Genomic DNA, 24,092 nt, shown 5'->3' on the forward strand with positions numbered 1-24,092 from the left:
CGCCTCCGTGACGCAGAATTTGAACCTGGTGGTTCCAGTCGATCCGGTGCCGGTCCAGCCCGGCGAGCACCTGCCGGATCCGAACCCGTGCAACGTCTCATCTCTGCCGATGACACGGGTGGATGTCGCAAAGCCTCTCGTGGAGACGACGACATTCTTCGAGGAGCAATATTCCCTCGTCTATTCCGCCAGGGGGCTGCAGGTGGATGTGGTCGACGTCCCGTTCGTCATCAATTTCACCGTGGCCCCGAGGGTCCGCGAACCGGGCGCGTACTCCCGTCTCGTCGTCACCGTCCGCGACGCGGAGAGCCTGCGGCTCATCGCCGATGAGGGCTACAACGGCATATATGGGAGCGCCCGGGAGAAGTCGATCAAGCTCTACAGTCCGGGGCGCTACATCGTGACCCTGGATGGGCGTTTTGTCGATGTGAGGGTGATGATGGGTACCGAGAAGGTGAACGCCCCCGGATAGGCCGGATCCGGGGTTTCCCCATCTATTCGGCGTGATCCTTACCCTTGTCGCTCCGTCCTCCGGAATCCTGTTCTCCTATCGGTGCGTAGTGGGGGAACCGGCATCGCAGGTTTTTCGCTTCACGGCGTGTGGTATCACCTGTTGCACCCCGGAGGTGATCGCAACGGAGATCTCCAGGGGGGAGAATTACCGGTTCGACTGGATTTGCAGTTCCCGGCGGGTACATGCAGCGTATTCTTCGGGCGACCGTGGGCATGCCTTCCGGGGCTATTTGTTACGAAAAAATTATTTTATAACATCAGGTGCTACTATACGAAAAATATATGTTACTTGCCGTTCTATCTCCGGCCGGCGGGCGGTGGCAAAACCTCCTGTTCCTCGGCCCGGGCCGCGGAAGGGCCATGGCCACCTCACCGGGCTCCCGGAGTTCATCGCCGCCGCCTGCCGAACTGCCCTGCACGGCCGGCGGGGCAGAGGTGACCGACCATGAAGAAACGTATTCAATCCGAGAAAGGCGAGATCCTCCTCGACACCGACCGTGACGCCTGGGTCTACCTCGCGCCGCGGGGCGGTGACGCAGGCGGGGCGTTCGGGCGCGGAAGGGATCTCTACCTGCACGAAGAGGAGGGGCTGCCGGATGTCTACTACATCCACACCTGGTCGATGGAGCCCGGCGAGGACGAACAGCTTCAGCCGATCTCCATCGTATCCGCCGAGGAGTTTCTGGAGTCGCGGGGGCTCGTGCTTGCCGCATACCCGGAGCAGAGGGGGAGCCAGGTATTGCGGTCGTACGGCTACGGCATCGCGGAAGAGTTCTGAGACTACATGGTTCCGGGCGGGGGCAGGGTCGCCCTTGCCCGCTATTGGTTATTACGAAATAGAAAATATTTAACATCAATTGCACCATATTCTCTCATATGTCATACTCGGCGCGAAGGAGCGTCCTTCCGTTCACCGCTATTATCGGTCAGGAGACAATGAAACGTGCGCTCATCCTCAACGCCGTTAATCCGGGAATCGGCGGCGTGCTCATCCGTGGCGAGAAAGGAACCGCAAAATCTACAGCAGTCAGGGCGCTTGCCGACGTGCTCCCCGAGATCGACGTGATCCGGGACTGTCCGTACAGTTGCGATCCCGCAGGCGACGGTGGCCTGTGTACGGCCTGTGCCGAAAGGAAAGCCTCGGGCGATGACCTGGAAGTAGAACGGCGCCGTGTCCGCGTCATCGATCTCCCGCTTGGGGTGACTGAAGACCGGGTGGTGGGCACCGTCGACGTGGAGCGAGCGATCCGGGAGGGGAAAGTAACCATCGATCCGGGCATTCTCGCGGCGGTTAACCGCGGCATCCTCTATATCGACGAGGCCAACCTGCTCGACGACCATGTTGCCGATGTGCTTCTTGATGCCGCCGCGATGGGCGTCAACGTGGTGGAGCGGGAAGGTATATCGTTCTCCCACCCTGCTCGGTTCATCCTGGTCGGCACCATGAACCCGGAGGAGGGAGAACTGCGGCCGCAACTGCTCGACCGGTTCGGGCTGCAGGTGGTCGTGGAGGGGATCGAGGAGGCCGCCGAGCGGGTGGCGATCATCAGGACCGCCGAGGCGTTCGCGTGCGACCCCGATGGGTGTCGGGAGGCATACCACGCGGCACAGGAGGAACTGCGCAAAAAGATTACCGATGCACGTGCGCTGCTCCCGGCAGTCACGACCGACGACACGCTTTTGAATGCTGTGGCGGAAGCATGCATCCGGCTAGGAGTCAGGACCCACCGTGCCGATATCGCCGTCGTCCGCACGGCGAAGACGATCGCCGCTCTTGACGGACGAACCGCGGTTACCCGCGACGATGTCCGGGAAGCCATGGAGCTTGCGCTCCCGCACCGGATGCGTCGAAAACCGTTTGAAGAGCCAAAAATCGATCCGAATGATCTCGACAAAGCACTGGATGGCGCCGGGAGGAAGCATGACGACTCTCCCCGGGACGGTGGGGAGCAGGGCGGTGACGAGCACCCCGGCGGGCGTAGTGGGGAACCGCCACCTTCCCAAGGAGACGGTATGCACGAAACCGTTTTCCAGGTCGGAAACCCGGTCGATGTCGGAAAGATGAGCCTGCCGGAACGACGGGATTCCCTTGAACGGCTGAGACCATCCGGCAGGCGACTCGAGACGTTCTCAGCCGATAACGTGGGGAGATATGTTTCTGCACGGTTTCCCACCGGAACTGCTGATGTCGCACTCGACGCCACGCTCCGGGCCGCCGCTCCGCACCAGTCGGTGCGCGACCGAAAGGGCATGGCGGTCGCCGTTCGCGAAGAAGATGTCCGCGAGCGGGTCCGGGTGGGAAAGGTTTCCGTCGCGTGCGTCTTTGTGGTCGATGCCAGCGGTTCGATGGGTGCCGCAAAGAGAATGGAGTCGGCCAAGGGCGCGGTCCTCTCGATGCTGCTGGACTCCTACCGGCATCGCGACCGCATCGGCCTTGTGGCTTTTCGGGGAAGCGGCGCCGAAACCCTCCTCCCGCTCTGCTCAAGTGTCGATCTCGCGCAGAAGCAACTGGAGGATCTCCCCACCGGCGGGAAGACGCCGCTTTGCGCCGGGCTAATGAAAGGCATGGAGGTTCTCCTGCAGGAGCGGCGGAAGAACGGCGAGGTGATCCCGATGATGGTCGTCATCTCCGATGGTCGGGCAAACGTTCCTGTGTCGGGAGACGTGCGCAACGAGGTTCTCGGTGTAGCAGAGGAGATCCGATCGCACGGCATCCGGATGGTGGTCATCGACACGGAGGAGGCGGGGAACTCTTTTCTGGAGTTCCGGTTGGGCTACTGCAGGGTTGTCGCGGAACATGCTGGCGGCGGGTACTACCCGATCGCCGACCTCTCTGCTGGCCTCCTGCAGGAGATCACGGCGGCTGAACGGGATGTGGCGGTGTACCCTGCCTGAGCGGCCGCCAATCCTTTTCACCGGCAGTATGACGGGAGTTTCCCGACCCGGTGTTCCACCTGCCGGACGAGCCGTCAGGGCTCCGGCCGCCTCAAAACGTGGACCCGCTTCAGTACCTGCACTGCTAAACTTTGATCATACCCGTTGACTGGCCTGGGTTTGAGACTATTTGAGTGATTTCGGTTAGATTTACGGGTTCTCACGTTGCAGGAGGTGGCCGCCAGGAAATTTCGTCCGGCCTCTCTCTTGCCCTGCTTTCTATCTCTCCATAGCCGTGAAGGCGTACCGGGGTGCTCATGCATCGATCGGCGTCGTACCCAAGCAGGAATACGTATCTTAGTTTCATTCTCTTTATTTGCAGAACGCGAATAGATAGATAGACCGGTGAAAACCTCCATGCACGAATCAGCACTCGTCCGGTTCAAAAGCGAGATCCGGCACTTCTATGTAATTACCATCGCGAATATCGTCTTTGCCGCCCTCGTGATGGCGTTCGGCATCAGCGTGCTCGTCGGAGAGGCGGTCTCTATGTACGAAACGTTCTCTACCGCGCTGTACGTACTCTATTCCCCGGTAGTCCTGTTCGTCGCACTTGTTGCCGCCCTTACCGGATTTTCCTGGCTTCTCACCAGCATCCGGGTTTTCGAAGGGATCGAGACGATCAAGGACGACCTGGACGGGATGGGAAGCGAGGTCCCGGACGAGGACCTCACCCGCCTCATCGTAAGCATGCTCTCGCACTACCGCGACAACCGCGCGACCATCCGCACCATGATCCTGGTCTGCACGCTCGGCGGGGTCTGTTCGTTTCTCCTCGGGGTCGCCGGCAGCCTGGAACACCTCTCCGTCTCAGCGGACGGTGTCGTCTTCACCCTCAACAACTACCTTGTCATCCCGTTCATGCTCCTCACGCTCGGGATCGCCCTCGTCAGCCTTACCTCCTCCTCCTACTTCTCCCGGTTCGCAAGGGTCTGGGACGGGAGGCTCGACGAGATCGAGGAGTCCGAGGCTCTCCTGAAAGAAACGCTGGAGATGGATCGGCGATGAGCGGGCGCAGGACGGCGTTTGAGATCTACTGGGAGATCCTGGTCTTCTGCAGAACGCCGCAGTCGTTTACCGGCATCATCAACCGGTGCGACCTGAACTCGAAGACCGGGCAGGAGTATCTCCGGTTCCTTGTGGAAAAAGAGTATCTTGTCGAAGTGGCCGAGGGGGATAAGACCCGGTATCTCTCCACCGAGAGGGCCGGGGAGTACACCGCGCTCTTTGGTTCGCTGTACCGCAAACTCTTCGATGCCCCTCCCCGGTTCAAACTATAAGGGCCGCCCGAAATCCCTTCACCGGCAGAGCGGCGTGAGTTTCTCGATCAGCCGCTCCACCTGCCGGACGGCCGTCCCGATGTAGGCGTCCGGGTCGAGGAGGGCGTCGAGTTCCTCGCGGGTGACGAACGCCGTGACCTCGGCTCGCTCGCCGAGCACCTCGGCGAGGTCGCGGTCTTCGGCGAGGGCCTGCATGCTCGCCGTCCGCATCGCCTCGTGGGCTTCCTGCCGGTTCATGCCGCGCTTCGTGAGGTCGATCATCACCGACTCGGCGAGGTTCACGCCCCGGAGCATCATCAGGTTCTTCCGGATGTTTGCTTTGTTGAACTCGAGGTCTTCCATCACGCCGATCATCACGTTGAGGATGTGATCGGTCAGCACCGACGCCTCGGGGAAGAGCACCCGCTCGGGGGAGGAGTTCGTCAGGTCGCGCTCATCCCAGAGGACGTTGTTCTGGAGTGCCGGCTCGACCGCGGACCGCACAATCCGGGCAAGGCCGCAGACCTGCTCGCTCTTTATCGGGTTTCTCTTGTGGGGCATCGTGCTCGAGCCCACCTGCTTCTTCCCGAACGCCTCCGCGAGTTCTCCGATCTCGGAACGCTGCATCAGCCGGAGCTCGAGCCCGATCTTATCCAGCGTCGTCGCGACGTTTGCAAGGAGCATGAAGTACTCCGCGTAGCGGTCCCGCGCGATGATCTGGTTGGAGACGTCCACCGCCTGGATCCCGAGGAACTCCATCATCGTCTCCTGGATCTCGATCCCCGCTTCGCCGAGCGCCGCCTGGGTGCCTACGGCACCGGTGAGCTGCCCGACGACGAGGCGCGGGCGCATCTGGCGGAGCCGCTCGATGTGGCGGGAGACCTCGCTCGCCCAGATGGCGAACCGGAGGCCGTAGGTCGTCGGGACCCCGATCTGCCCGTGGGTGCGGCCGGCGCAGACGAGGGTCTTCGTCTCGGCGCTCCGGGTGAGGAGAATGCAGAGGAGTTTGCCCAGTTTCTCTTCGATGAGCGCGAGGCTCTCGCGGACCTGCAGGGCGGTCGCCGTATCCAGGATATCGTTCGAGGTCGCGCCGTAGTGGATCCACCGCCCGGCGTCGCCGCAGACCTCGGTGACGGCCTTGACGATCGCCATCATGTCGTGGTTGATCTCGGCCTCGATCTCCTTCGCCCGCTCGAGGCGCGCGTCATGCGCAGAGGCCGCGATCGTCTCCGCGTCCTCGCGGGGGATCATCCCGTGCACCGCTTCAGCTCGTGCCAGCGCCACTTCGGCCGTGACGATCGCCCGGAAGCGGTTCTCCTCACTCCAGACGGCACGCATCTCCGGGGTGCCGTACCGGTAGTCGATGGGATGGATTGCCATAATAGAGAAGTGTTGGCATTCTCGCTACAAAAAAGGGGGTGCCGCCCCTCTCCCCGCGCCGCAGGGCTCGCCGTCATATCCATTTCTTCTTCCTGAAGTAAAGGAGCATCGCGGCCGCGACGCCTACCATGAGGAGGAGGACGAATGGATACCCGAGCGGCGAGTCTTCGAGCGGTATATTCAGGAGATTCATCCCGTAGAACCCGGTGATGAAACTTAAGGGGATGAAGATGGTTGCGACGATGGTGAGGAACGTCGTGATCTCGGCGAGCCTGTTGTTCTGGTTCGAGGTGTGAAGGTCCATCACGCCGGAGAGCGTATCCCGGGAGTACTCCGCAACCTCTGCCGCCTGGATGCACCGGTCGTAGATATCCCGGAAGTACGGGATCGTCTCCTTCCGGACAAGGCTCAACTCCCGGCTTGCGAGCGACCCGAGAACCTCGCGTGCCGGGACGGCCGCTCTCCGGATGGTCACGAGGTCTTTCTTGAGTTCGTAGATCTGCTTCAGGGCAAGCGGGTCCGCGGAGGCCAGGACCCTGCCCTGGAGGTCTTCAACCCGGTCGTCGACTGCGTCGAGGATAGCGAGGTAGGCACTCACGATGGCGTCAAGGAGCGTGTAAGCGAGAAAATCCGGCCCAGCGCTCCGGAGGACACTCAGCTCGTTCCTGAGCCGCCCCCTGACCTGTTCGAAGACCTGGAAAGGCTGCTCCCGGAACGTTATGACGTAGTTCTCCCCGAAGATCAGGCTGACCTGCTCGCTTGCAACCCTGCCGTCCCTGACCGAGAGCATCCTCGCGATGACGGCGACGTAGCTCCCGAACTCCTCCACCTTCGGCCGCTGGTCAGGGACCGTGATATCCTCCATAGTGAGCGGGTGAATCCCCGCCTGTCTGCCGAGGATCACGAGCTCGTCGCGCTCCGGCACCCCGACGACGTCGATCCAGGTGACCGTCTCCCGGCCGATCCACGACCAGGCCTCGGTGAGTTCGATGCATTCGTGCTCCTCGAGGCGGTCCTCTGTGTAGTCGGTCACCCGGATCGAGAGTATTCCACAGGTTTTTTCCGGCCGCATCGCCACCTCCGGACTGCCTGCTCCCGGGAGAAGAGGCGGATACACCTCGCCGGTCCCGGCAAATCACCTGGCGAGCCGCCCGGCAGGAGTCGTAGACACCATCCCCGGGAGGGGACATTCGTCCCATGGTATAAAACATCACTGTCGGGCCGATCATGCGTCTTCGAACGGCCCGCCGTCGTAGACGATGATGTTTTCGGTCGCGATGGCGATACCGTCAGCCGCCTCGACCGCCTCGAGGAGTTTGCGGGAGAGATCGTCTTTCGTGACCCGCTTCCTCCGGACATCGGTCACGTACCGGATAGAAAAGTCGATCCAGTTGTCGGTGAGGGTCAGATAGACGGACGGCTCCACCTCTCTCTTCGGCAGGTAGTAACGCTCGCCGATCGTCTCGATCTCGCGTTCGGCCCGTCCGGACGTCGCCGCCGTCTCCCGGCGAACGATATCGAGGAAGAGGGAGACGGCCCGCCGCCAGTCCGACCCATAGGTGATGGGGATGGAGATCTCGTCCCAGACGAAGGTGTGGTCCATCGTGTAGTTGAAGACCCGCGACGACAGGACGGCACCGTTCGGGACGACGGCGATCCTGCCCGTTGCCTGGTCTCCCTTCACGTCGCGGGCGTGGATCTCCAGGATCTTCGTTTCGAGGATCCCGATATCGATCACGTCGCCCATCGTCTCGCTGATCTCGATACGATCGCCGATCTGGTAGGTGCGCGAGACGATGATCAGGATCCCGCCGACGAAGTTCTTGAAGAGGTCCTGGAGCGCGACGGCGATCCCGGCACCGACGATACCGTAGGCGACGAAGATATAATTCGTATCGATCCAGACCCGGAGGAGGATGACGGCGATGACGACGATCTTTAAGATGGATACCGTTCTCCGAAACGAGTAACGCTCCCGCTCGTCCTTGATGCGCCGGATGGTGAGGGATTCGACGATGAAGAAGAAGAGGTAGACGAGGCTGACCGTAAGGGCCGTGTAGAAGACACGTTCGAGGTAAATGTCGGGGTAGGCGAGTGCCGCAAGCAGGAACAGGATTGTGGCGGTGGCGGAGATCACGATGACAGCAACGGTCCTCAGCGTCGCACGCTTCTCTTCCTGCTCCTCAGGGTGCCGTCGGTTCGCCTGCATGCTCCACTTCCTGCTGCCTGCGGCGCACGCGGCCCGCTTCTGCTCGCAACAGGTTTACGCGGGGTTCGACGTGGCGGGATATAATGGTATTCCGGTTACGGCGGGGGGAGGTGCCGGCCGCGGATCAGATCCACCCCTTCTTTCTGAAGTAGAGGAGCATCATCGCCGCGACGACCGCCATCGAGGCGAGGGCCGCCGGGTATCCCCAGGGGTGCCTGATCTCCGGCATGTATGCAAAGTTCATCCCGTAGACCCCGGCGATGAAGGTGAGCGGGATGAATATGGTGGCGATGATGGTGAGAACCTTCATGATCTCGTTCATCCGGCTGCTCTGGCTCGAGAGGTAGACGCCGAGGGTCCCGGACATCGTGTCCCGGTAGGTCTCCACGGTCTCGGCAACCTCTATGGTGTGGTCGTAGACGTCCCGGAGGTAGACGAGCATCGGTTCCCGGATAAGGGGTGACTCGCCCCGTTCGAGTTCCGCCACCACGTCGCGGAGCGGCCAGACCGACCGCCGGAGGGCAACAAGGGAACGTTTTAAGGCGTAGATCGCCTGCAGGGTCTCCCGGTCGGGGTCTGCCACCACCTCCTCCTCGACCGCCTCGATACGCTCCCCGAAGGCCTCGATCACGGAGAAGTAGCCGTCGACAATCGCGTCGAGCAGGGCATAGAAGAGGTAATCGGCCCCCTCGCTCCGGAGCCGCCCGGCTCCTGCACGCAGCCGCTCCCGGATGCGTTCGAAGACGTCGCCCGGGTGTTCCTGGAAGGATACGACGTAGCCTTTCCCGAGCACCAGGCTGACCTGCTCGCTATGGAACTCGCCGTCGCCGGGAGTGAGCATCCGGACTGCAACGTAGAGGTAATCGCGATAGTCCTCGATCTTCGGCCGCTGACGGGTGTTCGCGATGTCCTCCAGGGTCAGCGGGTGGATCCCGACGGCTTCCCCGATTGCCTGGACCATTTCGGTATCGTGGACGCCGTCGGCGTCTATCCAGGTGACCGCCGGGCGGAGGGCAAGTCCCTCGATCTCCCCGGCCCGGGTGCAGGTCCGCTCGTCGAAGCGGGCCTCGTCGTAATTGGTGACCGTAACGGTGACCGGTCGTGTACGGGCACCCGTCATCCGACCCTCTTCGTCATGCCGGCTCATCGGAGATCCGATAGGTTCCGGTTCGGAGGGATTTGCCGAAAAGAGAGGGAGTCTTTGGGGCTCACGTTCTTGCCGCCACCTCATCCTCTCTCTTCGCCTTCGCTGCGGCACGGCCGATCAGGATGACCACGATCACTGCGATGATCGTCACGACGATAGCATACACGAACATGGCAACAAGGGTGCTCTGATCCCCGAAGATGAGCGTGAAGAGTTCCTGGATGGCGCCGTTCCAGGCGAGAGCGGCGATCAGGCCGAATGCGGCTGCGAGAAGGGCCGATATCTTTTCAATGACCTCGGTCTTGAAAGACATATAATTTTCACCGGTGAGCGGTAAGCGGTCGGTTATATAATACTTTCGTCAACGGGCCCCGGCCCGGCCATGGGGGCGCCCACAGTCGCCCGCCTCCGGAGGACGGGGATCTGCGTCTCATGGAGCGCTCCCGGCAGGTTCCCGGTCGGCGTTTTCCTCTCCTGCCGGAACTCGGTCCCGCTCACTTTCGCCCCGGGCACCCAAACTACATTGATGTCAGCCGTCGACCTGTATGCAATGGATACCCTCGACGACTGGTTCCCGTACCGGGAGTACCGATCCCACCAGCGGGAGATGCTTGATCTGGCCGCATCCGTCGCACGCGACGGCGGCATCGCCATGATCGATGCGCCGACCGGGAGCGGCAAGTCGAGCGTGATCTCCGCGCTCCTTGCGGAGAGCCGGGGACGGAAAGTGCTCGTCGCCGTCCGGACCATCAGCCAGCTTGCGACGTTCATGCGCGAGCTCCAGCTTGTCCGGGAGAAACGCGGCGACCTCAGGTTCGCTTACCTCATCGGCAAGTCCAGCATGTGCCCGCTCGGCGGCGAGGGTGATGTCTACCGGCGGTGCGAGGGTGTCAAGTCCTTCTCGACGGCGCTGATGCGGGAACGGGCGCAGAAGGGGTCGCTCGTCCCGGCGAACGACCGCCAGATCAAGCAGCAGATCCGGAAGATGGACCCGGAGCACCCGCTCATCTGCCCCTACTTCATCCACGGCAAATCGTTTGTGGAGCCCGAGGACGCGGGGCTGAAGATGATCCCGTCGGCGGCCCTGCGCGTCCGGGCCGACCGGGTGAGCACCGAGCTTATCTGGCCCGACCAGCTCGCCGGGTTCTGCGGCGACGTCTGCCCGTACGATACGATGATGCATGCCGCCCGGGACGCCGACGTGGTGCTCGTGAACTTTTACCACCTCTTTGACGACATGATCCGGGAGCCGCTCTACCAGTCGCTCGGGATCGAGGGGCACGACGCCCTGCTGCTCATCGACGAGGCCCATAACTGCGGCGACGTCGTCCAGAGCATCGAGAGCGTGACGATCGAGGAGCGCGACATCGTGCAGGCCGGGCACGAACTCTCCGGACGCCGGCGATCGCGGCAGGCGGACGCCATTATCCAGATCCTGCCGCAGATTACCCGGTTCATGGAAGCGCTCAAGGGTTCGCACGAGGTCGAGGACTGGTTCGACCCCGCCATCTTCCAGCGGATGATCCTCTCCGGCACGCTCTACCGGAGCATGGAGGAGATCGTGGACGACCTCCTCAAGATCAGCGAGGGGCTCCGCGAGAAGAATATGCAGGCGGGCGAGTTCCGGGAGAGCGCGATCGAGCGGCTGACCGAGTTTTTCTACCGGATCTTCCGTTCCGCCGCCGATCCGGCTTACCTGACCGTTTACCGCAAAGAGGACGGCGGCGCGGTGGCGCTCGAGGTAAGGAACATCGACCCGAGCACCAAGCTCCAGGATATCGCCCGGGCGCATGCCTGCTGCGTTCTGATCTCGGGGACGCTCTCCCCTATAGAGAGTTACCGCCGCTACTACTTCGGCGACCTTCCCGTCACGGCGATGTCGCTCCCGAACTCCTTCCCCCCGGAGAACCGCCGCATCCTCTGCGCAAACGATATCACCACCGCCTACTCGATGCGCCGGGACAGAGAGAACCTCGCACGGACCGAGGACTACATCACCACGTTTGCCCGCCTTCCGGGGAACCTCGCGGTCTATTTCCCCTCCTACGACCTCCTGAACACCTTTGCGGAGCGGTGCATCCCCCGGATCAGGAGAAAGCAGATCTACATCGAGTCCAAGGACACCGCGGCCTCGGCCGCCATGCTCCGGGAGTTCATGGCCCTCCCGGGAACCGGCCGCTCGGGCATCCTCTTTGCGGTCTGCGGCGGCAAGTGGAGCGAGGGTCTGGACTACCGGGGCGAGATGCTCGCGGGAGCGCTCGTCATCGGCCTTCCGCTCGCGCCGTTCAACCGCGTCCGCCGGATGGTGATCGACTACTTCCGGATGAAGTTCGGCGAGGAGGGGGAGTTCATCAGTTACACCCTCCCGGCAGTCAACCGCGCCCTGCAGGCGCTAGGAAGGGTGCTCCGGACGCCGGAAGACCGGGGGATGCTCGTCCTCGGGGATAAGCGGTTCCTAGAGCGCCGGGTCCATGCCGGGCTGCCGCCGTGGATGCAGGGGGAGATGGCGGTATGCACCGCCGATATCTTCAAAAAGGAGGCTGAAAAATGGCGATCGTGACCGGGTCGTGCCGGTTCGGCCTCTGGCACGTCCACGTGGCATGGCAGGACGACATCGTCTACCGGGTGCGTTTCGCACGTGCTGGCATCGCGGGATCGGTCCCGGAGGAGATCCTGCGCTACTGTGCAGGGCGGCCGGCGGACCTCTCCTCCCTCCGGAGCATCGCAACCGAGGGGGAATCCATCTCTGCCGCGATCTACCGCACGGTCCGGGCAATCCCCTGCGGGGAGACCGTCACCTACGGCGAGGTTGCCCGGAGGGTCGGGACCGCACCCCGGGCGGTCGGTTCGGCGATGGCCCGAAACCCTACCCCACTCGTGGTGCCCTGCCACCGGGTCGTCGCGAAGACCGGCATAGGCGGGTTTTCCCCGGACCTGGGAATCAAGGAGGCCCTGCTTGCCATGGAACGCCGTGTGCCCGGACCCTGCACGCCGGAAAAGCGAGAAGTTAACAGGTAACTCCGCCATATTATAACAGTTGATATGAAGATCGTGGTCCTGGGTGCCGGGGCGGTCGGCCTGACCGTTGCCGCAAAGTTGTCCCGCGTCGCGGACGTTCACGCCGTAGCGAGGACGCGGCACGCGGATGCGGTGCGGAAACGGGGTTTTCTGATGACCGGCATATGGGGAGAGGATGCATACCGGTTCAGCTGCTCCGAGGCTCTCCCCGAAGCCTGGCAGGAGGCCGACTACTACATCATCGCCGCAAAGTCCACCGACACGGAGGCGGTCTGCCGCCAGTTTGCCGACGTCATCAGGGGGCGCGAGGTGATGAGCCTCCAGAACGGCATTGGAAACGAGGAGATCATCGCGCGGTTCACCGATCGGGTCATTGGCGGGATGATCATCACCGGGTTCGAGTGGCGGGGCGACGCATCAGTCCACGTCTCGGTGGAGGCGGCGCCCATGAAACTCGGGCGGTTCCCGTCCGGTACGGACGACGCGGTCGAAGTTCTCGCCGCCCTCGTGCGGGAGGCCGGTATCCGGGCGGAAGCGACCGCCGGGATCAGGACCGATATCTGGAGTAAGACCCTCTACAACTGCGCGTTAAATCCGCTCGGCGCTCTCATGAACGTTCCTTACGGCGCGCTCACCGATCCGCATGCCTGGGCGGTCGTCACCGCGATTGTAGAGGAGGCCTGCCGGGTGGCGGAGGCCGAGGGCGTCGCCCTCCCCTGGGAGACGCCGGAGGCATACCTGGAGTATCTCCGGACCGAACAACTCCCGGCGACGGCCGCCCACCATTCGTCGATGCTCCAGGACCTTACTCTGGGGCGGAAGACCGAGATCGACTTCCTGAACGGCGCGGTGGCGGAGCTTGCCCGGAAACACGGCATCGATGCGCCTTACAACACCTGCATCGCCGAACTGATCCGTTTCCGGGAGCAGCTTTGACGGCCGGAGAGAGAAGTATGAGGTCTGCGATTGTCCTCGTTGGCGGAGCGGCACGGCGTGCCGGCGGGCGGGAGAAATACTTCTTTACGTTCCGGGGCAAGACCTTCATCGACCGCCTCATCGATACCCTGCGGGAGGTGGCAGACGAGATCGTGGTCGTCGCGCGGGACCCCGAACAGTGCGAACGGTTCGGCCATCTCGACGACATCAGGTGCATACCGGATATCAGGAGGGATCTTGGGCCGATCGGCGGCCTGCACGCGGGGGCGCTCGCGGTGCACGGCGAGTACGTCTTCGTTGCCGCCTGCGACATGCCCTGCATTCACCCGGGGGTGGTCCGGCTGCTCTTCGACACCGTTGCCGGATACGATGCCGCCATTCCCTGCTGGAACGCCGATATGCTCGAACCGCTCCATGCGGTCTACCGGAGGAGCGCGTTGCTCGGCTACCTGGAGGAGCACGAGTCGCTCTCGCTCCGGGCGATGATATGGAGCCTGGATACCCGTTACGTGAATATGGAGGAGATCCGCAAGATCGATCCGGGCCTGATGACGTTTACAAACATCAACAACCTGGAAGACCTGGAGTTGATCGACACGTCGGCAGGGCGGGGCCGGGACGACGTGCGTGGGCCCGGGCAGGAGTCGTCCTGACACTCGCCGGCCGCCGGCCATTGTTCACGCGAAATCCCCGATCCCTAAGCGGGCGGGATCCCACCCCGCCTGCCGCATCGCGGGTCGGTCCCACCCGTTTCCTGCCCGGGATTCCCTGATCTTCTAAAAATCCCATACGCATTCCCGGAACCCCGGCGGCCCCGTGCAGCCCCTGGTTGGGGTCGGGGAGGAGCCGGCGAACCGTCCCGGGGAACGAGGCAGGTCCGCCCTCCACAACATTTATATGGGTTCTCCGAGAAGTCAGGGCCTGATGTCATCGGGGGAAGTGACTTCATCCAATTCTACCGCCGAAGATCGGGCGGCTCTCGGAATCGTGCAGGCAGCGCACTCCTGCCGTGAAACCCGGATGCCTCGAGCCGGCCGCATCATAACGTCGCTCCTTCTGTTCTGCTGTCTTATCGCTGCCCTGTGCGGGACCGTCTCCGCGGATGAGGGGGATTATGCTCCTCTCTGGGAGCTGGGGGCCAACGATGCCGTCAGTTCTGTGGCAGTGACGCAGGACGGCTCCACGATCGCTGCCTGTGCGGGCTCGACGGTATACCTTCTGGACCGGCAGGGGGATGTCCTCTGGAAGACCGCTGTCGGGTCCCGGGTGCAGGATGTCGGGATATCGCCCGAAGGGTCGCGCATCGGCGTCGCTGCAGACAAGCTCTATCTCTTCGACCGGGAAGGAAACCTGCTCTGGGCCGAGAAGACGACCTTCATCTACCGGAGTGTGGCTCTCTCGTCAAACGGCATGTATGTAGCCACAGGCTGCGACAATGGTGCGGTCTACATCTTTGACCGGAACAAGAAGCAACTCTGGGACTACGACATGGGGACCGACAGCTACGGCATTGCAATATCGGAGAACGGTCGCAGGATCGCGATCGGCTGCGATGACCAGGGGGTCTACCTTCTCAACAGCAGGGAGGGAGAGTCCTGGAGTTACGGGACCGGCAAATGCGTGGAAGGCATTGCCCTCACCCTCGACGGGCGGTTCGTGGCGGCCGGGTCGCTCGACCGGTGCGTCTACCTCTCCACAGGGGAGGGTGAGCACCTCTGGAAATACCCCACAGAAAATGCCGTCCTCTCGACGGCCCTGACAAACGAGGCGAACAGGGTCTTCGCCGCATCCGGCAGGACGATCTATGTCCTCGATCGTGCGGGAGCCGAGCTCCAGAAGATCGGCCTCAACGGGCGTGCGGAGTCCGTTGCCGTGACCCCCGACGGTTCGTTCCTCGTCGTCGGGGGCGGCGAGGGCGACCGGTCCATCCGTCTCTTCACGGACGATGCAGCCCTGATCGGAAACCAGGAGCCGATAGAGGCCGAGTTGGACGAAGTCGAACCCCTGAACCAGACCGCGAGCGAAGCGACCGTCAACCCGTCCTCTCCGGACGACAGCACGGATACGGTTGCGGAAACGAACGCCCGGGCCCGGGCCGAGGAGGTTCCGATCACCACGCGGGTGCTCGGGTGGGTGGAGAACATCGTCTCTCTCCTCTTTGAACCCCAGGAAGGCTTCCTCGCCTGAACCCTTTTTGAGCGGGGCAGGGCGCTAGCGGAGCATTATACCTAGATTTTTACCTGGCTGTTGCCTTTCGCGTTGCCACGAATGCCCCGGTTTTGCTCTGTCAGGGGGCGGAGAGAAGTGTGCGGGTATCCATCAGCGGGGGACCCCGAAGAAGAACAGGGTCCCGGCTTGCTCCTGGGATACGGCTCACCTCCGGTTATCGCCACGCACTGCCCCCGCCCCCTCAGGAAGGGGGGGGCCGAAGGCCTTCGAGTGGGGGTTACAGGTAGCAACCTGTGAGGTGGAGACAGGGGAGGGGGCATGCCCCCTCCCCGTCAGCCCCTCCCCCAATGGCGATATCCCCACGGTCCACTTCATGGAGGCGATCCCGGAGAAGAACCATGCACGGCTTCCCACCGGATATCTCCATGCACTGCCCCCGCCCCTCGGGGCGGGGAACGACTGCCGGGAGCGTAGCGAACGGCAGGAGTTCAAGCACCGCAGGTGCGTCTGAGGAGCGCGGAGCGCGGGCGGGGTGGGGACGAGCCTGACAGAGAAGAGGTCGTCTTCATCCGTGCAGCATGACCGCACCCCACTCCATTCACATGGTTTCGCGCAAAAAAGGCTACCCGTGATCCTGGAGCGACGACCAACACCAGATAGCGCAAAATAAGATGAAATGGTCCATTAGACCCGGTGCCTGCTCCCGCTCGCGTCGCGCGTGTAGCGCCCGAATTCGCTCCCGAGCAGGACGTCGCCGGAGAATACGGGGCCGTCCCTGCAGACCCGCAGGCCGTGCGGGTCGGTGCAGCACGAGCCGCAGAGGCCGACCCCGCACTTCATGTAGCGGTGCAGGGAGAACTGTCCCCGCTCCGCACACCCTTCCCGGTCAAGGACGGCGAGCACCGCCGCCATCATGACTTCGGGACCGCAGACGCAGATGTGGTTGAAGTCGGCGAGATCCACCCTTGATAAGAGCTGGGTCACGAACCCGTGGTGGCCGGCGGTCCCGTCGTCGGTCGCGATCATCAGTGTTGCCGCGTCGCGTATCCGGTCGGCGAAGAGGAGCTCGGAGGCCGTCCGGGCGCCGAGGAGGAAGGTGTCCACCTGCCCGGCCGTGATGAGCGGCAGCAGCGGCGAGGTGCCGACGCCGCCGGCGACGGCAAGCGTCCGCCCGGAGACCGTAAACCCGTTCCCGTACGGACCCCGGATACCGATCCGGTCGTCCTCGTGCATCGAAAAAAGGGCGGCGGTCGCGTCCCCCACCTTCTGGACGGTGATCGAGGACGGGGAAGAGAGGGCCATCGGGATCTCGTCCACCCCCGGCACCCAGACCATCACGAACTGGCCCGGCCGTGCGGCGATCTCGCGGTCGAAGACGAACGTCCTGATCGACGGCGTCTCCTCCACTATCTCCGTTATCGTAACGGCGGCGGGCATCTGCTCATGCATGGGCGCACCCCACGATCTCGCGTGCGTCGATGCCGTCGTGGCTGTAAAGATCGTTTGCAATTGCTCCAAAGATGCCGATATCGTCGATGACGGCGCTCCCGATCTCGACGGCGCTCGCTCCCGCCATCATCATCTCGACGACGTTGTCGGCGGTGGAGATTCCGCCGCACCCGACGATGGGGATGGAGCATGCCTCGTAGAGGTCGTAGACGCATCGGACCGCGACGGGGAAGATGGCCTTTCCCGAGAGCCCGCCGAACCGGTTCCCGAGTACCGGCCGGCGGAGAGCCGTCGAGATCCGCATCGCCTTCAGGGTGTTGACCGCAACGATCGCATCCGCCCCGCCGCGCTCTGCGGCCGCCCCGATATCGGCGATATCGGCGACGTTCGGTGTGAGTTTCACCCAGGTCGGGACCCCGAGGGAGGCCACCGCCCTCGTGCATTCCTCCACGAGAGCCGGGTCGCTCCCGATCGCCGCCCCGTAGCCCTCCGCGTGGGGGCAGGAGAGGTTCAGCTCGAGCCCTGAGGCCCTGCCGGCGAACCATCCGGCGACCGTCCGGAACTCCTCCGGCGTCCCCCCGAAGATGCTCGCGATCACCGGCTCCCCTTGAAGGGCGGCCAGTTCATCCGCGAACGCGGCCGAGGGGTTCGGCAGGCCCATGGCGTTGATGATACCGCCGTCGACGACGATCAGGCAGGGTCCGGGGTGCCCCTCTTTCGGGCTCGGCCCGATGGATTTCGTGACCACGCCGCCTGCACCGTTGTGCAGGATGCGCGCGAGCGACGCCCCGGTGGTTCCGAGGATGCCGGCCGCCAGCAGAAGATGGTTCTTCAACCGGATGCCGCCGACCTCGATGGGGCCTGGATAAAGCGCAACCATTGAAAAAAGGTGGGAGTAGAGTATTATTATACTCTCGCGCCAAGTGTACTGGTGAGGGACAGTTGAGATCCGCTCTCCGGAGCCCGGATTCCGGTACGGAAAGAGGCAAGATGTCGCTTTTCCTGCCGGATCATTATTCTCCGTGCGAGCAGGAGCCTCTTCACGCGCACAATATTCACCGATATTTGCACAGGACCGATACCATGACCTCGCTCGCAATCTTAGGTGTAGGAAAGGTGGGGGGCGAGACGGCATTTATCTCCGCCGCGCTCGGTCTCGTCGACGAGATCGTTGTCTACGACGTATACCAGCCCCTTCTCCGGGCACAGGTGCTCGACCTGCAGCACACGGGCATCGATGTCACGGTCTCCACCGATACGGCGGCGATGCGGGATGCCGATATCTTCGTCTTTGCGGCAGGCACCCCGAGGACGCCCGGGATCAAGACACGGGCGGACCTCCTCGAGGCCAATATCCCCGTGGCGAAGCGTTGCAGCGAGCTCCTGCGAGGGTTCCCCGGGGTCGTCATCACCGTCACCAACCCCATGGACGCGAACAACTACGGCCTCTGGAAGATGATGGGCATCGGCCGGCAACGGTGCATCGGTTTCGGCGGCCAGCTCGACAGCGCCCGCTTTGCCCGCTTCCTCGGCGAGGCGGGGGTCACGGGTCCCGCCTGGGTGCTCGGCGAGCACGGCGAGCACCAGGTGCCGGTCTTCTCGAAGACCGGCGCCGATCTCGGCCTCGAAGAGCGCGAAGCAAGCCTCTCCCGGATGCGGGGGGCGAGCATGGAGGTGATCAGCGGCAAAGGGGGGACGGTCTTTGGCCCCGCATACCACATCGCCATGCTGATTCGCGCCGTCCTCGACGACCGGCGCGAGATCCTCCCCTGCTCGTGCGTGCTTGACGGGGAATACGGTCTTTCCGGCTGCTCCCTCGGTGTTCCTGCCCGGATCGGCCGCGAAGGAATCCTCGGCATCGAGGAGTGGGAACTCGATGAGTGGGAGGGTGCGAAGATGGCGGAGGCGGGAGCGTTCGTCCGGGCTCTCTGCAGGAGATTCGATGTCTGATCAGGTGCTGGCGTCTCGCATAAGCACCCCGGCCACCCTGGAGGACTTCGGGAAGGTCCGGGTCGGCATTCACCAGGTGGAATACAGCGTCGGCGCCGATATCCCGGTCATCCACATCTTCGGCCGGGACGCCGTAGGGAGAGCGGTCAAGATCGACGTGACCGGATTTCGGCCCTACTTCTACGCGCCCGCCGATCAGGTGGACGGCAGATCCCTCCCGCAGGTGGTCGAACCGGAGCCCGGGACGGCCTACCGCTCCATTCGCGGCGAGCCGCTCCGCCGCCTCTACACCCGGCGCCCCGGCGACGTCCGTGACGCCCGCGACCTGTTCCGGCAGCACTACGAGGCCGATATCCCGTTTGCCACCCGGTTCATGATAGACTGCGGCCTCCGTGCCGGCGTGGAGCTCCCCGCCGGCGCCTCCGTGATCGACTATCGCGAACTCGCACCGTCCGATGTTGCGGCTCCCGCGCGCACCTGCATCATGGATATCGAGTGCGTGGACGAGCAGGGGTTCCCCGAGCCCGAGCGGGACCCGATCATCTGCGTCACCTGCTGGGACTCGTTCGACAACGACTACACGACTCTCCTCTGGCAGCCCGGCGCGGCGCCGGGCGACGCACCCGACCTCCGTATCAACGAGCGGCACCGGGTCGTCGGGTACCCCGACGAGGTCTCGATGCTCCGCGGGCTTATCGCCTACGTCAGGGAGCGCGACCCCGATATCCTCTCGGGCTGGAACTTCGTGGAGTTCGATATTCCCTACATCCTGAAGCGGATGGCGGCGCTCGGTCTCCGGCCCGAGGACCTCGCGCGCCTGCCGGGGCAGACCGAACGGAACGCCGTCCGCGGGAGGGCGGTATTCGACCTTCTTTCCGCCTACCGGAAGATGCACCAGGCCCAGAAGGAGTCCTACCGGCTCGATGCGATCGCCGTGGAGGAACTCGGAGAGACGAAAGTCCGCTACACCGGGACGATCACCGACCTCTGGCGGTCCGACCCGGCCCGGCTCGTGGAGTACAACTACCGCGACGTCGAGCTCTGCGTCGGGATCGATCAAAAGAACAACATCATCGAGTTCTACCGGGAGATCGCCCGGTACGTCGGGTGCCCGCTCGACCGGACGCTGAACTCCTCGAACGTCATCGACATCTTCGTTCTCCGGAAGGCGTCGGGCACGTTCGTCCTCCCCTCAAAAGGGCTTGCCGCCGGAGACGAGTTCGAGGGGGCGACCGTCTTTGAGCCCGCGACGGGCCTCCGGGAGAATGTGGTGGTCCTCGACCTGAAATCGCTCTACCCGATGGCGATGATGACGATCAACGCCTCGCCCGAGACGAAGAACCCCGACGGCGAACTGCGGGCACCGAACGGCATCCGGTTCGCCCGGGAGCCGGACGGGTTAACGAGGAGCATCATCGCCGAACTTCTCGAGGAGCGCGACGAACGCAAGCGGCTTCGTAACCGGTACCCCTTCGGATCGTCGGAGTACGTCCTCTACGATCTCCAGCAGAACGTCCTGAAGGTGCTTATGAACTCCTACTACGGGGTCTCGGGCTACACCCGGTTCAGGCTCTACGACCGCGAGATCGGGTCGGCGGTCACGTCGGTCGGCCGGGCGATCATCCGGCACACCCGCGACGTCATCACTGATCTCGGCTACACGGTCATCTACGGCGACACCGACTCCTGCATGGTCGAGGTTCCCCCGGCGGGTCTCGAGGAGACCATCGCGCGGGCGAGGGAGATCGAGGCGCGGCTGAACGCGAGTTACGGCGACTTCGCGAAAGCCGAACTGAACGCCGATACGCACTACTTCTCCATCAAGTTCGAGAAGGTCTACCGCCGCTTCTTCCAGGCCGGCAAAAAGAAGCGCTACGCCGGGCACCTGATCTGGAAGGAGGGCAAGGACGTCGACGAGGTGGACGTCGTCGGCTTCGAGATCCGGCGCAGCGACTCCCCGCAGATCACGCGGGAGGTGCAGCGCGCCGTCCTCGAGATGATCCTCCGCGGGGACGCCTTCAGCGACGTGCAGGCATACCTGCGCGACGTCATCAGGAAGTACCGCCGCGGGGAGTACTCCCTCGACGAGGCAGGTATTCCCGGCGGGATCGGGAAGAACCTGGAGAACTACGAGAACGACGACGCTCATATCCGGGGCGCCAAGTATTCGAACATGTACCTCGGGACCGACTTCAAGCGGGGCAGCAAGCCCAAACGCGTCTACATCAAGACCGTCACGGCGAAGTACCCGCGCACAGACGTGGTCTGCTTCGAGTACGCCGACCAGGTGCCGCCGGAGTTCGTCGTCGACTGGGAGACGATGCTTGAAAAGACGCTCAAAGGTCCACTCTCGCGAATCATAGAGCCGCTCGGGTGGGACTGGCACGATGTCGACCCGTCACGGACGACGCTCTTTGATTTCGGAATGTAAGAAAAGTTTTGAGGGCCGCGTTACGCGAGACCCCTTTTCGCGCGCTCTTCTTCGAGGAGCGCAGTGCGTTCGATGTTCTTCGCCCAGGCGATGCGGCCGCCGACGATCTGCCAGTTACCCATCTCCAGGACATCGATCCCCTCGGGAACCGCCGGGACGTTCGCCCCGCCGGGTACGACGAGAACGGCCTTATCGACTTTGCCGGCGCTTGCGGCAGCCTCGAGCGCCTCGATGGCACCTGCCGGGACCTCGGGAGCCATCTTCACGTTCACGAGCACCCGTTCCGTCCTGCCGGCAACCCGGCGGGAGAGCATGCACTCCGGCTGCACACTGCCGGCGGGAGACCATGCGAACTGCCACCCTTCCTGGGGAGAGAACCGCCGGGCAAGGGTCTTCTGGACATCAAGATACGTAGAATCCTTTATGCCACCCATATCAATTCCTCTGCTTTACTGTATTGTCACGGTCGAATATAAGCGTTATAGTTCTCTTCGCCTCCGGCAGTCCCATCCGAACCCGGCGGCGACCGGCGATCTCGTCCCTCCCGGGACAGCAGGAGGATGGGCACGGAACCCGGGTGGGACGGAGCACCGTAAATGACCGGAGGAACACTTTTATTCTACCACCGGTATTATGCACCGGGGTTGTTGATAATGGCAGAAGCAACGCAGACAGAGGCCGGTGTTGTAGAAGCATATGAGAGGCTGGCCCGTGAGGTGCTGGAGCGACCGGAGAGCATTCCGAGCGCCATCCACAATCTCCTCCTGAAACTGGCGGAGACGCACCCGGGCGCGGTCTACTGGATCATCCGGAAGTTTTATCAGGAATATCTCCGGCTCTATGTCTCCGATACCGGGTACATCGGTATTGCAGACCGTTACGAGCCTGACCTGATGTATCCGGGAGATATCGCCCTCTACATGGTGCCCGAGAGTCCGCAGCCGGACGACGTGGTCCAGATCTCCTTCACCGATAAGGATGAGGTGAGCGTCTACGTCATCCATGGCCGGGTCCTCAGGTGCAACGAGGACCGGTCGATACAGGTCGCGGATACCAGCACCGGAGAGGACTACCGGGTCGTTGACTGGAACATCCTCGGAAAACTGGTCAAGGTGATCCCGTTCGGCTCCGTTGAGTGGCAGGAACTCTTCCCCGTATCCGGCGTCCCGAACGAGTGGCTCGCTACATCGGTCGAGGAGAACATTCGCCTGCTCCAGGAGTCGGATATTTCCGGGAAGGACGAGGCGATCGCCGAGCTCAAGAACCGCCTTAAGAATCTGGTGTAGCAGGCGCAGGTCCACCACGCATTTTTTGCCGGGAAGCCCGTCGGGCCGATCCCGGCTGCCGCCTCACCGTTTGCACACCACCGGGACGGCTTCCATACCGGCTGTGAACAATGTCGCCCCGGGATCACTTTGGGCCCAGCACGAACTTTTTTGAGGGGAAGTGATCTATCCGGGCCGTATGAAGCATCTGGCAATAATCATCCTCGGTCTGCTGCTCATCCCGTCCGGAGCCCAGGCGCTCACCTTCCTCGGCGGGGATCAGCAGGTGATCGACACCCCCATCCCCGACGATGTGGTCGCCTCGGGCGGGTCCGTGACCGTCAGCGCCCCCGTCGACAGCCTGACGGTTGCCGGAGGCATGGTGACGGTAGATGCGCCGGTCGCCGGCGACATCATCGCCGCGGGGGGCACCCTGATCGTCAACGGCGATGTCGGCGGGAAGGTGCTTGCCGCCGGGGGCGAGATCGAGTTGAACGGGAACGCGACGAACGCCCTCATTACCGGGGGCACGGTCAGGATCGGGGAGGATGCCGTCATCGAGCGCGACGCGTTCATCTCGGCGGGGGAGGTCACCAACGCGGGATCGGTTCTCCGCAACCTGACGGTTTCGAGCGAAACCTTCAACAACGCCGGCACGGCCGGGAACGTGACCTATGAGGAGCCCGAGGAGCCGGGACTGCTGTTACCCGGCCTCTTCTCGGTGCTCGCCGCCATCGGGTTCCTCATCCTCGGGCTTCTCCTCATCAGGGTATTCCCGGACCCGTTCGCGGCGGTGGTCCGGCAGGTCGAAAAGAGCCCGGTCGTCCTGACGATCGTGGGGTTCGTTGCGATCATCGTATCGGCGATCATCCTCGTCATCGTCGCAATCACGATCATCGGTCTCCCTCTCGCGCTCGTCGGCGGGCTGCTCTTGATCGTTGCCCTGATGCTCTCGTCGCTCTTTGTCGCATACGCCCTCGGGGACGTCATCGCCTCCCGGGCAGGGTGGAAGCCGGGGCGTTCGTGGACCTTCGTCCTGGGGTTCGTGATCCTGCAGATCCTCACCTTCATTCCGCTGCTCGGGGCGATCGTCCAGGTCATCGCGGTCAGCCTCGGCTACGGGGGACTGCTGTATGCACTCAGGAGTTTCTGCCCGTTCCGTGCCGGTGGGGGAGGGGGGTAGTCTCATTTTCTGGCTGGACCCACTCCATCCGGCGGCTTCGCCGCGCCCTTGCTAATAACATAGGGTTGTTTCCGGGGACGTTATCGGCATGTAGGGCCGGTGGTGCTTGTTACCTGCTATATCCCGTGTACGGATTTCGTGGGGGTATCGCCACGCACTGCCCCCGCCCCTCGGGGTGGGGAACGACTTCCCCTTCGGGGAAGGAATTTGAGCACCGCAGGTGCGGAGGAGGGGGCCGAAGGCCGGGCG

Annotated in this window: 23 protein-coding genes; 15 read left to right on the plus strand and 8 right to left on the minus strand. The window is 63.3% G+C overall.

The window, feature by feature from the left end; translation table 11 throughout:
- Window positions 1-7: 7 nt before the first annotated feature.
- The 5 genes from BRA62_RS09465 to BRA62_RS09485 all read left to right on the plus strand — a co-directional run bounded on the left by BRA62_RS09465 (window position 8) and on the right by BRA62_RS09485 (window position 4,727).
- On the plus strand, window positions 8-472 hold the full coding sequence (locus tag BRA62_RS09465) for a hypothetical protein (protein ID WP_292366325.1): 465 nt from the start codon (window positions 8-10) through the stop codon (window positions 470-472).
- Between the two features lie 486 nt (window positions 473-958).
- Window positions 959-1,291 carry a hypothetical protein gene (locus tag BRA62_RS09470; protein WP_292366326.1) on the plus strand — a complete coding sequence of 111 codons (333 nt, stop codon included), beginning with the start codon at window positions 959-961 and terminating at the stop codon, window positions 1,289-1,291.
- Between the two features lie 98 nt (window positions 1,292-1,389).
- Entirely contained in the window at window positions 1,390-3,408 is a 2,019-nt protein-coding gene (locus BRA62_RS09475; protein ID WP_292366327.1) for a magnesium chelatase subunit D family protein, read from the plus strand.
- A 396-nt stretch (window positions 3,409-3,804) separates the two neighbouring features.
- Window positions 3,805-4,455, plus strand: coding sequence for a hypothetical protein (locus tag BRA62_RS09480; protein ID WP_292366328.1), 651 nt, complete (start codon window positions 3,805-3,807; stop codon window positions 4,453-4,455).
- On the plus strand, window positions 4,452-4,727 hold the full coding sequence (locus BRA62_RS09485; protein WP_292366329.1) for a winged helix-turn-helix domain-containing protein: 276 nt from the start codon (window positions 4,452-4,454) through the stop codon (window positions 4,725-4,727). Before BRA62_RS09480 ends, BRA62_RS09485 begins: the two co-directional genes overlap by 4 nt.
- Before the next feature lie 18 nt (window positions 4,728-4,745).
- Here the strand turns inward: BRA62_RS09485 and purB are convergent, their stop codons facing one another.
- The 5 genes from purB to BRA62_RS09510 all read right to left on the minus strand — a co-directional run bounded on the left by purB (window position 4,746) and on the right by BRA62_RS09510 (window position 9,755).
- On the minus strand, window positions 4,746-6,086 hold the full coding sequence (gene purB / locus BRA62_RS09490; RefSeq protein ID WP_292366330.1) for an adenylosuccinate lyase: 1,341 nt from the start codon (window positions 6,084-6,086) through the stop codon (window positions 4,746-4,748).
- A 73-nt stretch (window positions 6,087-6,159) separates the two neighbouring features.
- Window positions 6,160-7,158 carry a magnesium/cobalt transporter CorA gene (gene corA / locus BRA62_RS09495; RefSeq protein ID WP_292366331.1) on the minus strand — a complete coding sequence of 333 codons (999 nt, stop codon included), beginning with the start codon at window positions 7,156-7,158 and terminating at the stop codon, window positions 6,160-6,162.
- A gap of 153 nt (window positions 7,159-7,311) precedes the next feature.
- The gene (locus tag BRA62_RS09500) at window positions 7,312-8,295 is read right to left on the minus strand and encodes a mechanosensitive ion channel family protein (protein WP_292366332.1); all 984 of its coding nucleotides are present in this window, start codon (window positions 8,293-8,295) and stop codon (window positions 7,312-7,314) included.
- Window positions 8,296-8,419: 124 nt separating this feature from the next.
- Window positions 8,420-9,442 carry a magnesium/cobalt transporter CorA gene (gene corA / locus BRA62_RS09505; protein WP_292366333.1) on the minus strand — a complete coding sequence of 341 codons (1,023 nt, stop codon included), beginning with the start codon at window positions 9,440-9,442 and terminating at the stop codon, window positions 8,420-8,422.
- A 61-nt stretch (window positions 9,443-9,503) separates the two neighbouring features.
- On the minus strand, window positions 9,504-9,755 hold the full coding sequence (locus BRA62_RS09510) for a DUF5654 family protein (protein ID WP_292366334.1): 252 nt from the start codon (window positions 9,753-9,755) through the stop codon (window positions 9,504-9,506).
- A gap of 237 nt (window positions 9,756-9,992) precedes the next feature.
- Between BRA62_RS09510 and BRA62_RS09515 the strand changes: the two genes are divergently transcribed.
- The 6 genes from BRA62_RS09515 to BRA62_RS09540 all read left to right on the plus strand — a co-directional run bounded on the left by BRA62_RS09515 (window position 9,993) and on the right by BRA62_RS09540 (window position 16,076).
- The gene (locus BRA62_RS09515; RefSeq protein WP_292366335.1) at window positions 9,993-12,002 is read left to right on the plus strand and encodes an ATP-dependent DNA helicase; all 2,010 of its coding nucleotides are present in this window, start codon (window positions 9,993-9,995) and stop codon (window positions 12,000-12,002) included.
- A complete protein-coding gene (locus BRA62_RS09520) occupies window positions 11,990-12,460 on the plus strand; it encodes a methylated-DNA--[protein]-cysteine S-methyltransferase (RefSeq protein ID WP_292366336.1) in 471 nt (156 codons plus the stop codon). The genes BRA62_RS09515 and BRA62_RS09520 overlap by 13 nt, the downstream gene beginning before the upstream one ends.
- Window positions 12,461-12,484: 24 nt before the next feature.
- Window positions 12,485-13,396, plus strand: coding sequence for a ketopantoate reductase family protein (locus BRA62_RS09525; RefSeq protein WP_292366337.1), 912 nt, complete (start codon window positions 12,485-12,487; stop codon window positions 13,394-13,396).
- Between the two features lie 17 nt (window positions 13,397-13,413).
- Entirely contained in the window at window positions 13,414-14,049 is a 636-nt protein-coding gene (mobA, locus tag BRA62_RS09530; protein WP_292366338.1) for a molybdenum cofactor guanylyltransferase, read from the plus strand.
- A 271-nt stretch (window positions 14,050-14,320) separates the two neighbouring features.
- Window positions 14,321-15,583 (plus strand): WD40 repeat domain-containing protein, encoded by a 1,263-nt coding sequence (locus BRA62_RS09535; protein ID WP_292366339.1) that lies wholly within the window; start codon window positions 14,321-14,323, stop codon window positions 15,581-15,583.
- A gap of 280 nt (window positions 15,584-15,863) precedes the next feature.
- Window positions 15,864-16,076 (plus strand): hypothetical protein, encoded by a 213-nt coding sequence (locus BRA62_RS09540; RefSeq protein ID WP_292366340.1) that lies wholly within the window; start codon window positions 15,864-15,866, stop codon window positions 16,074-16,076.
- A gap of 173 nt (window positions 16,077-16,249) precedes the next feature.
- Here BRA62_RS09540 and BRA62_RS09545 read toward each other — a convergent pair whose 3' ends face one another.
- Together BRA62_RS09545 and BRA62_RS09550 are read right to left on the minus strand one after the other, a co-directional pair.
- Window positions 16,250-17,014, minus strand: coding sequence for a dihydroorotate dehydrogenase electron transfer subunit (locus tag BRA62_RS09545; RefSeq protein WP_292366341.1), 765 nt, complete (start codon window positions 17,012-17,014; stop codon window positions 16,250-16,252).
- Complete coding sequence (locus BRA62_RS09550; protein WP_292366342.1) at window positions 17,007-17,894, minus strand: dihydroorotate dehydrogenase; 888 nt, start codon at window positions 17,892-17,894, stop codon at window positions 17,007-17,009. The genes BRA62_RS09545 and BRA62_RS09550 overlap by 8 nt, the downstream gene beginning before the upstream one ends.
- A gap of 203 nt (window positions 17,895-18,097) precedes the next feature.
- On the opposite strand from BRA62_RS09550, the gene BRA62_RS09555 reads away from it, so the two are divergent.
- Entirely contained in the window at window positions 18,098-18,964 is an 867-nt protein-coding gene (locus BRA62_RS09555) for a malate dehydrogenase (protein WP_292366343.1), read from the plus strand.
- Window positions 18,957-21,395 (plus strand): DNA-directed DNA polymerase, encoded by a 2,439-nt coding sequence (locus BRA62_RS09560; protein WP_292366344.1) that lies wholly within the window; start codon window positions 18,957-18,959, stop codon window positions 21,393-21,395. Before BRA62_RS09555 ends, BRA62_RS09560 begins: the two co-directional genes overlap by 8 nt.
- Window positions 21,396-21,415: 20 nt before the next feature.
- Here the strand turns inward: BRA62_RS09560 and BRA62_RS09565 are convergent, their stop codons facing one another.
- Entirely contained in the window at window positions 21,416-21,829 is a 414-nt protein-coding gene (locus tag BRA62_RS09565) for a hypothetical protein (RefSeq protein WP_292366345.1), read from the minus strand.
- Between the two features lie 219 nt (window positions 21,830-22,048).
- Here BRA62_RS09565 and BRA62_RS09570 point away from each other — a divergent pair, with 219 nt between their 5' ends.
- Both BRA62_RS09570 and BRA62_RS09575 read left to right on the plus strand, forming a co-directional pair.
- Window positions 22,049-22,681, plus strand: coding sequence for a hypothetical protein (locus tag BRA62_RS09570; protein ID WP_292366346.1), 633 nt, complete (start codon window positions 22,049-22,051; stop codon window positions 22,679-22,681).
- A gap of 178 nt (window positions 22,682-22,859) precedes the next feature.
- Entirely contained in the window at window positions 22,860-23,843 is a 984-nt protein-coding gene (locus BRA62_RS09575) for a hypothetical protein (protein WP_292366347.1), read from the plus strand.
- Window positions 23,844-24,092 lie beyond the last annotated feature (249 nt).

The sequence above is a fragment of the Methanoculleus sp. UBA208 genome (genome assembly GCF_002498065.1).
Classification (GTDB): domain Archaea; phylum Halobacteriota; class Methanomicrobia; order Methanomicrobiales; family Methanoculleaceae; genus Methanoculleus.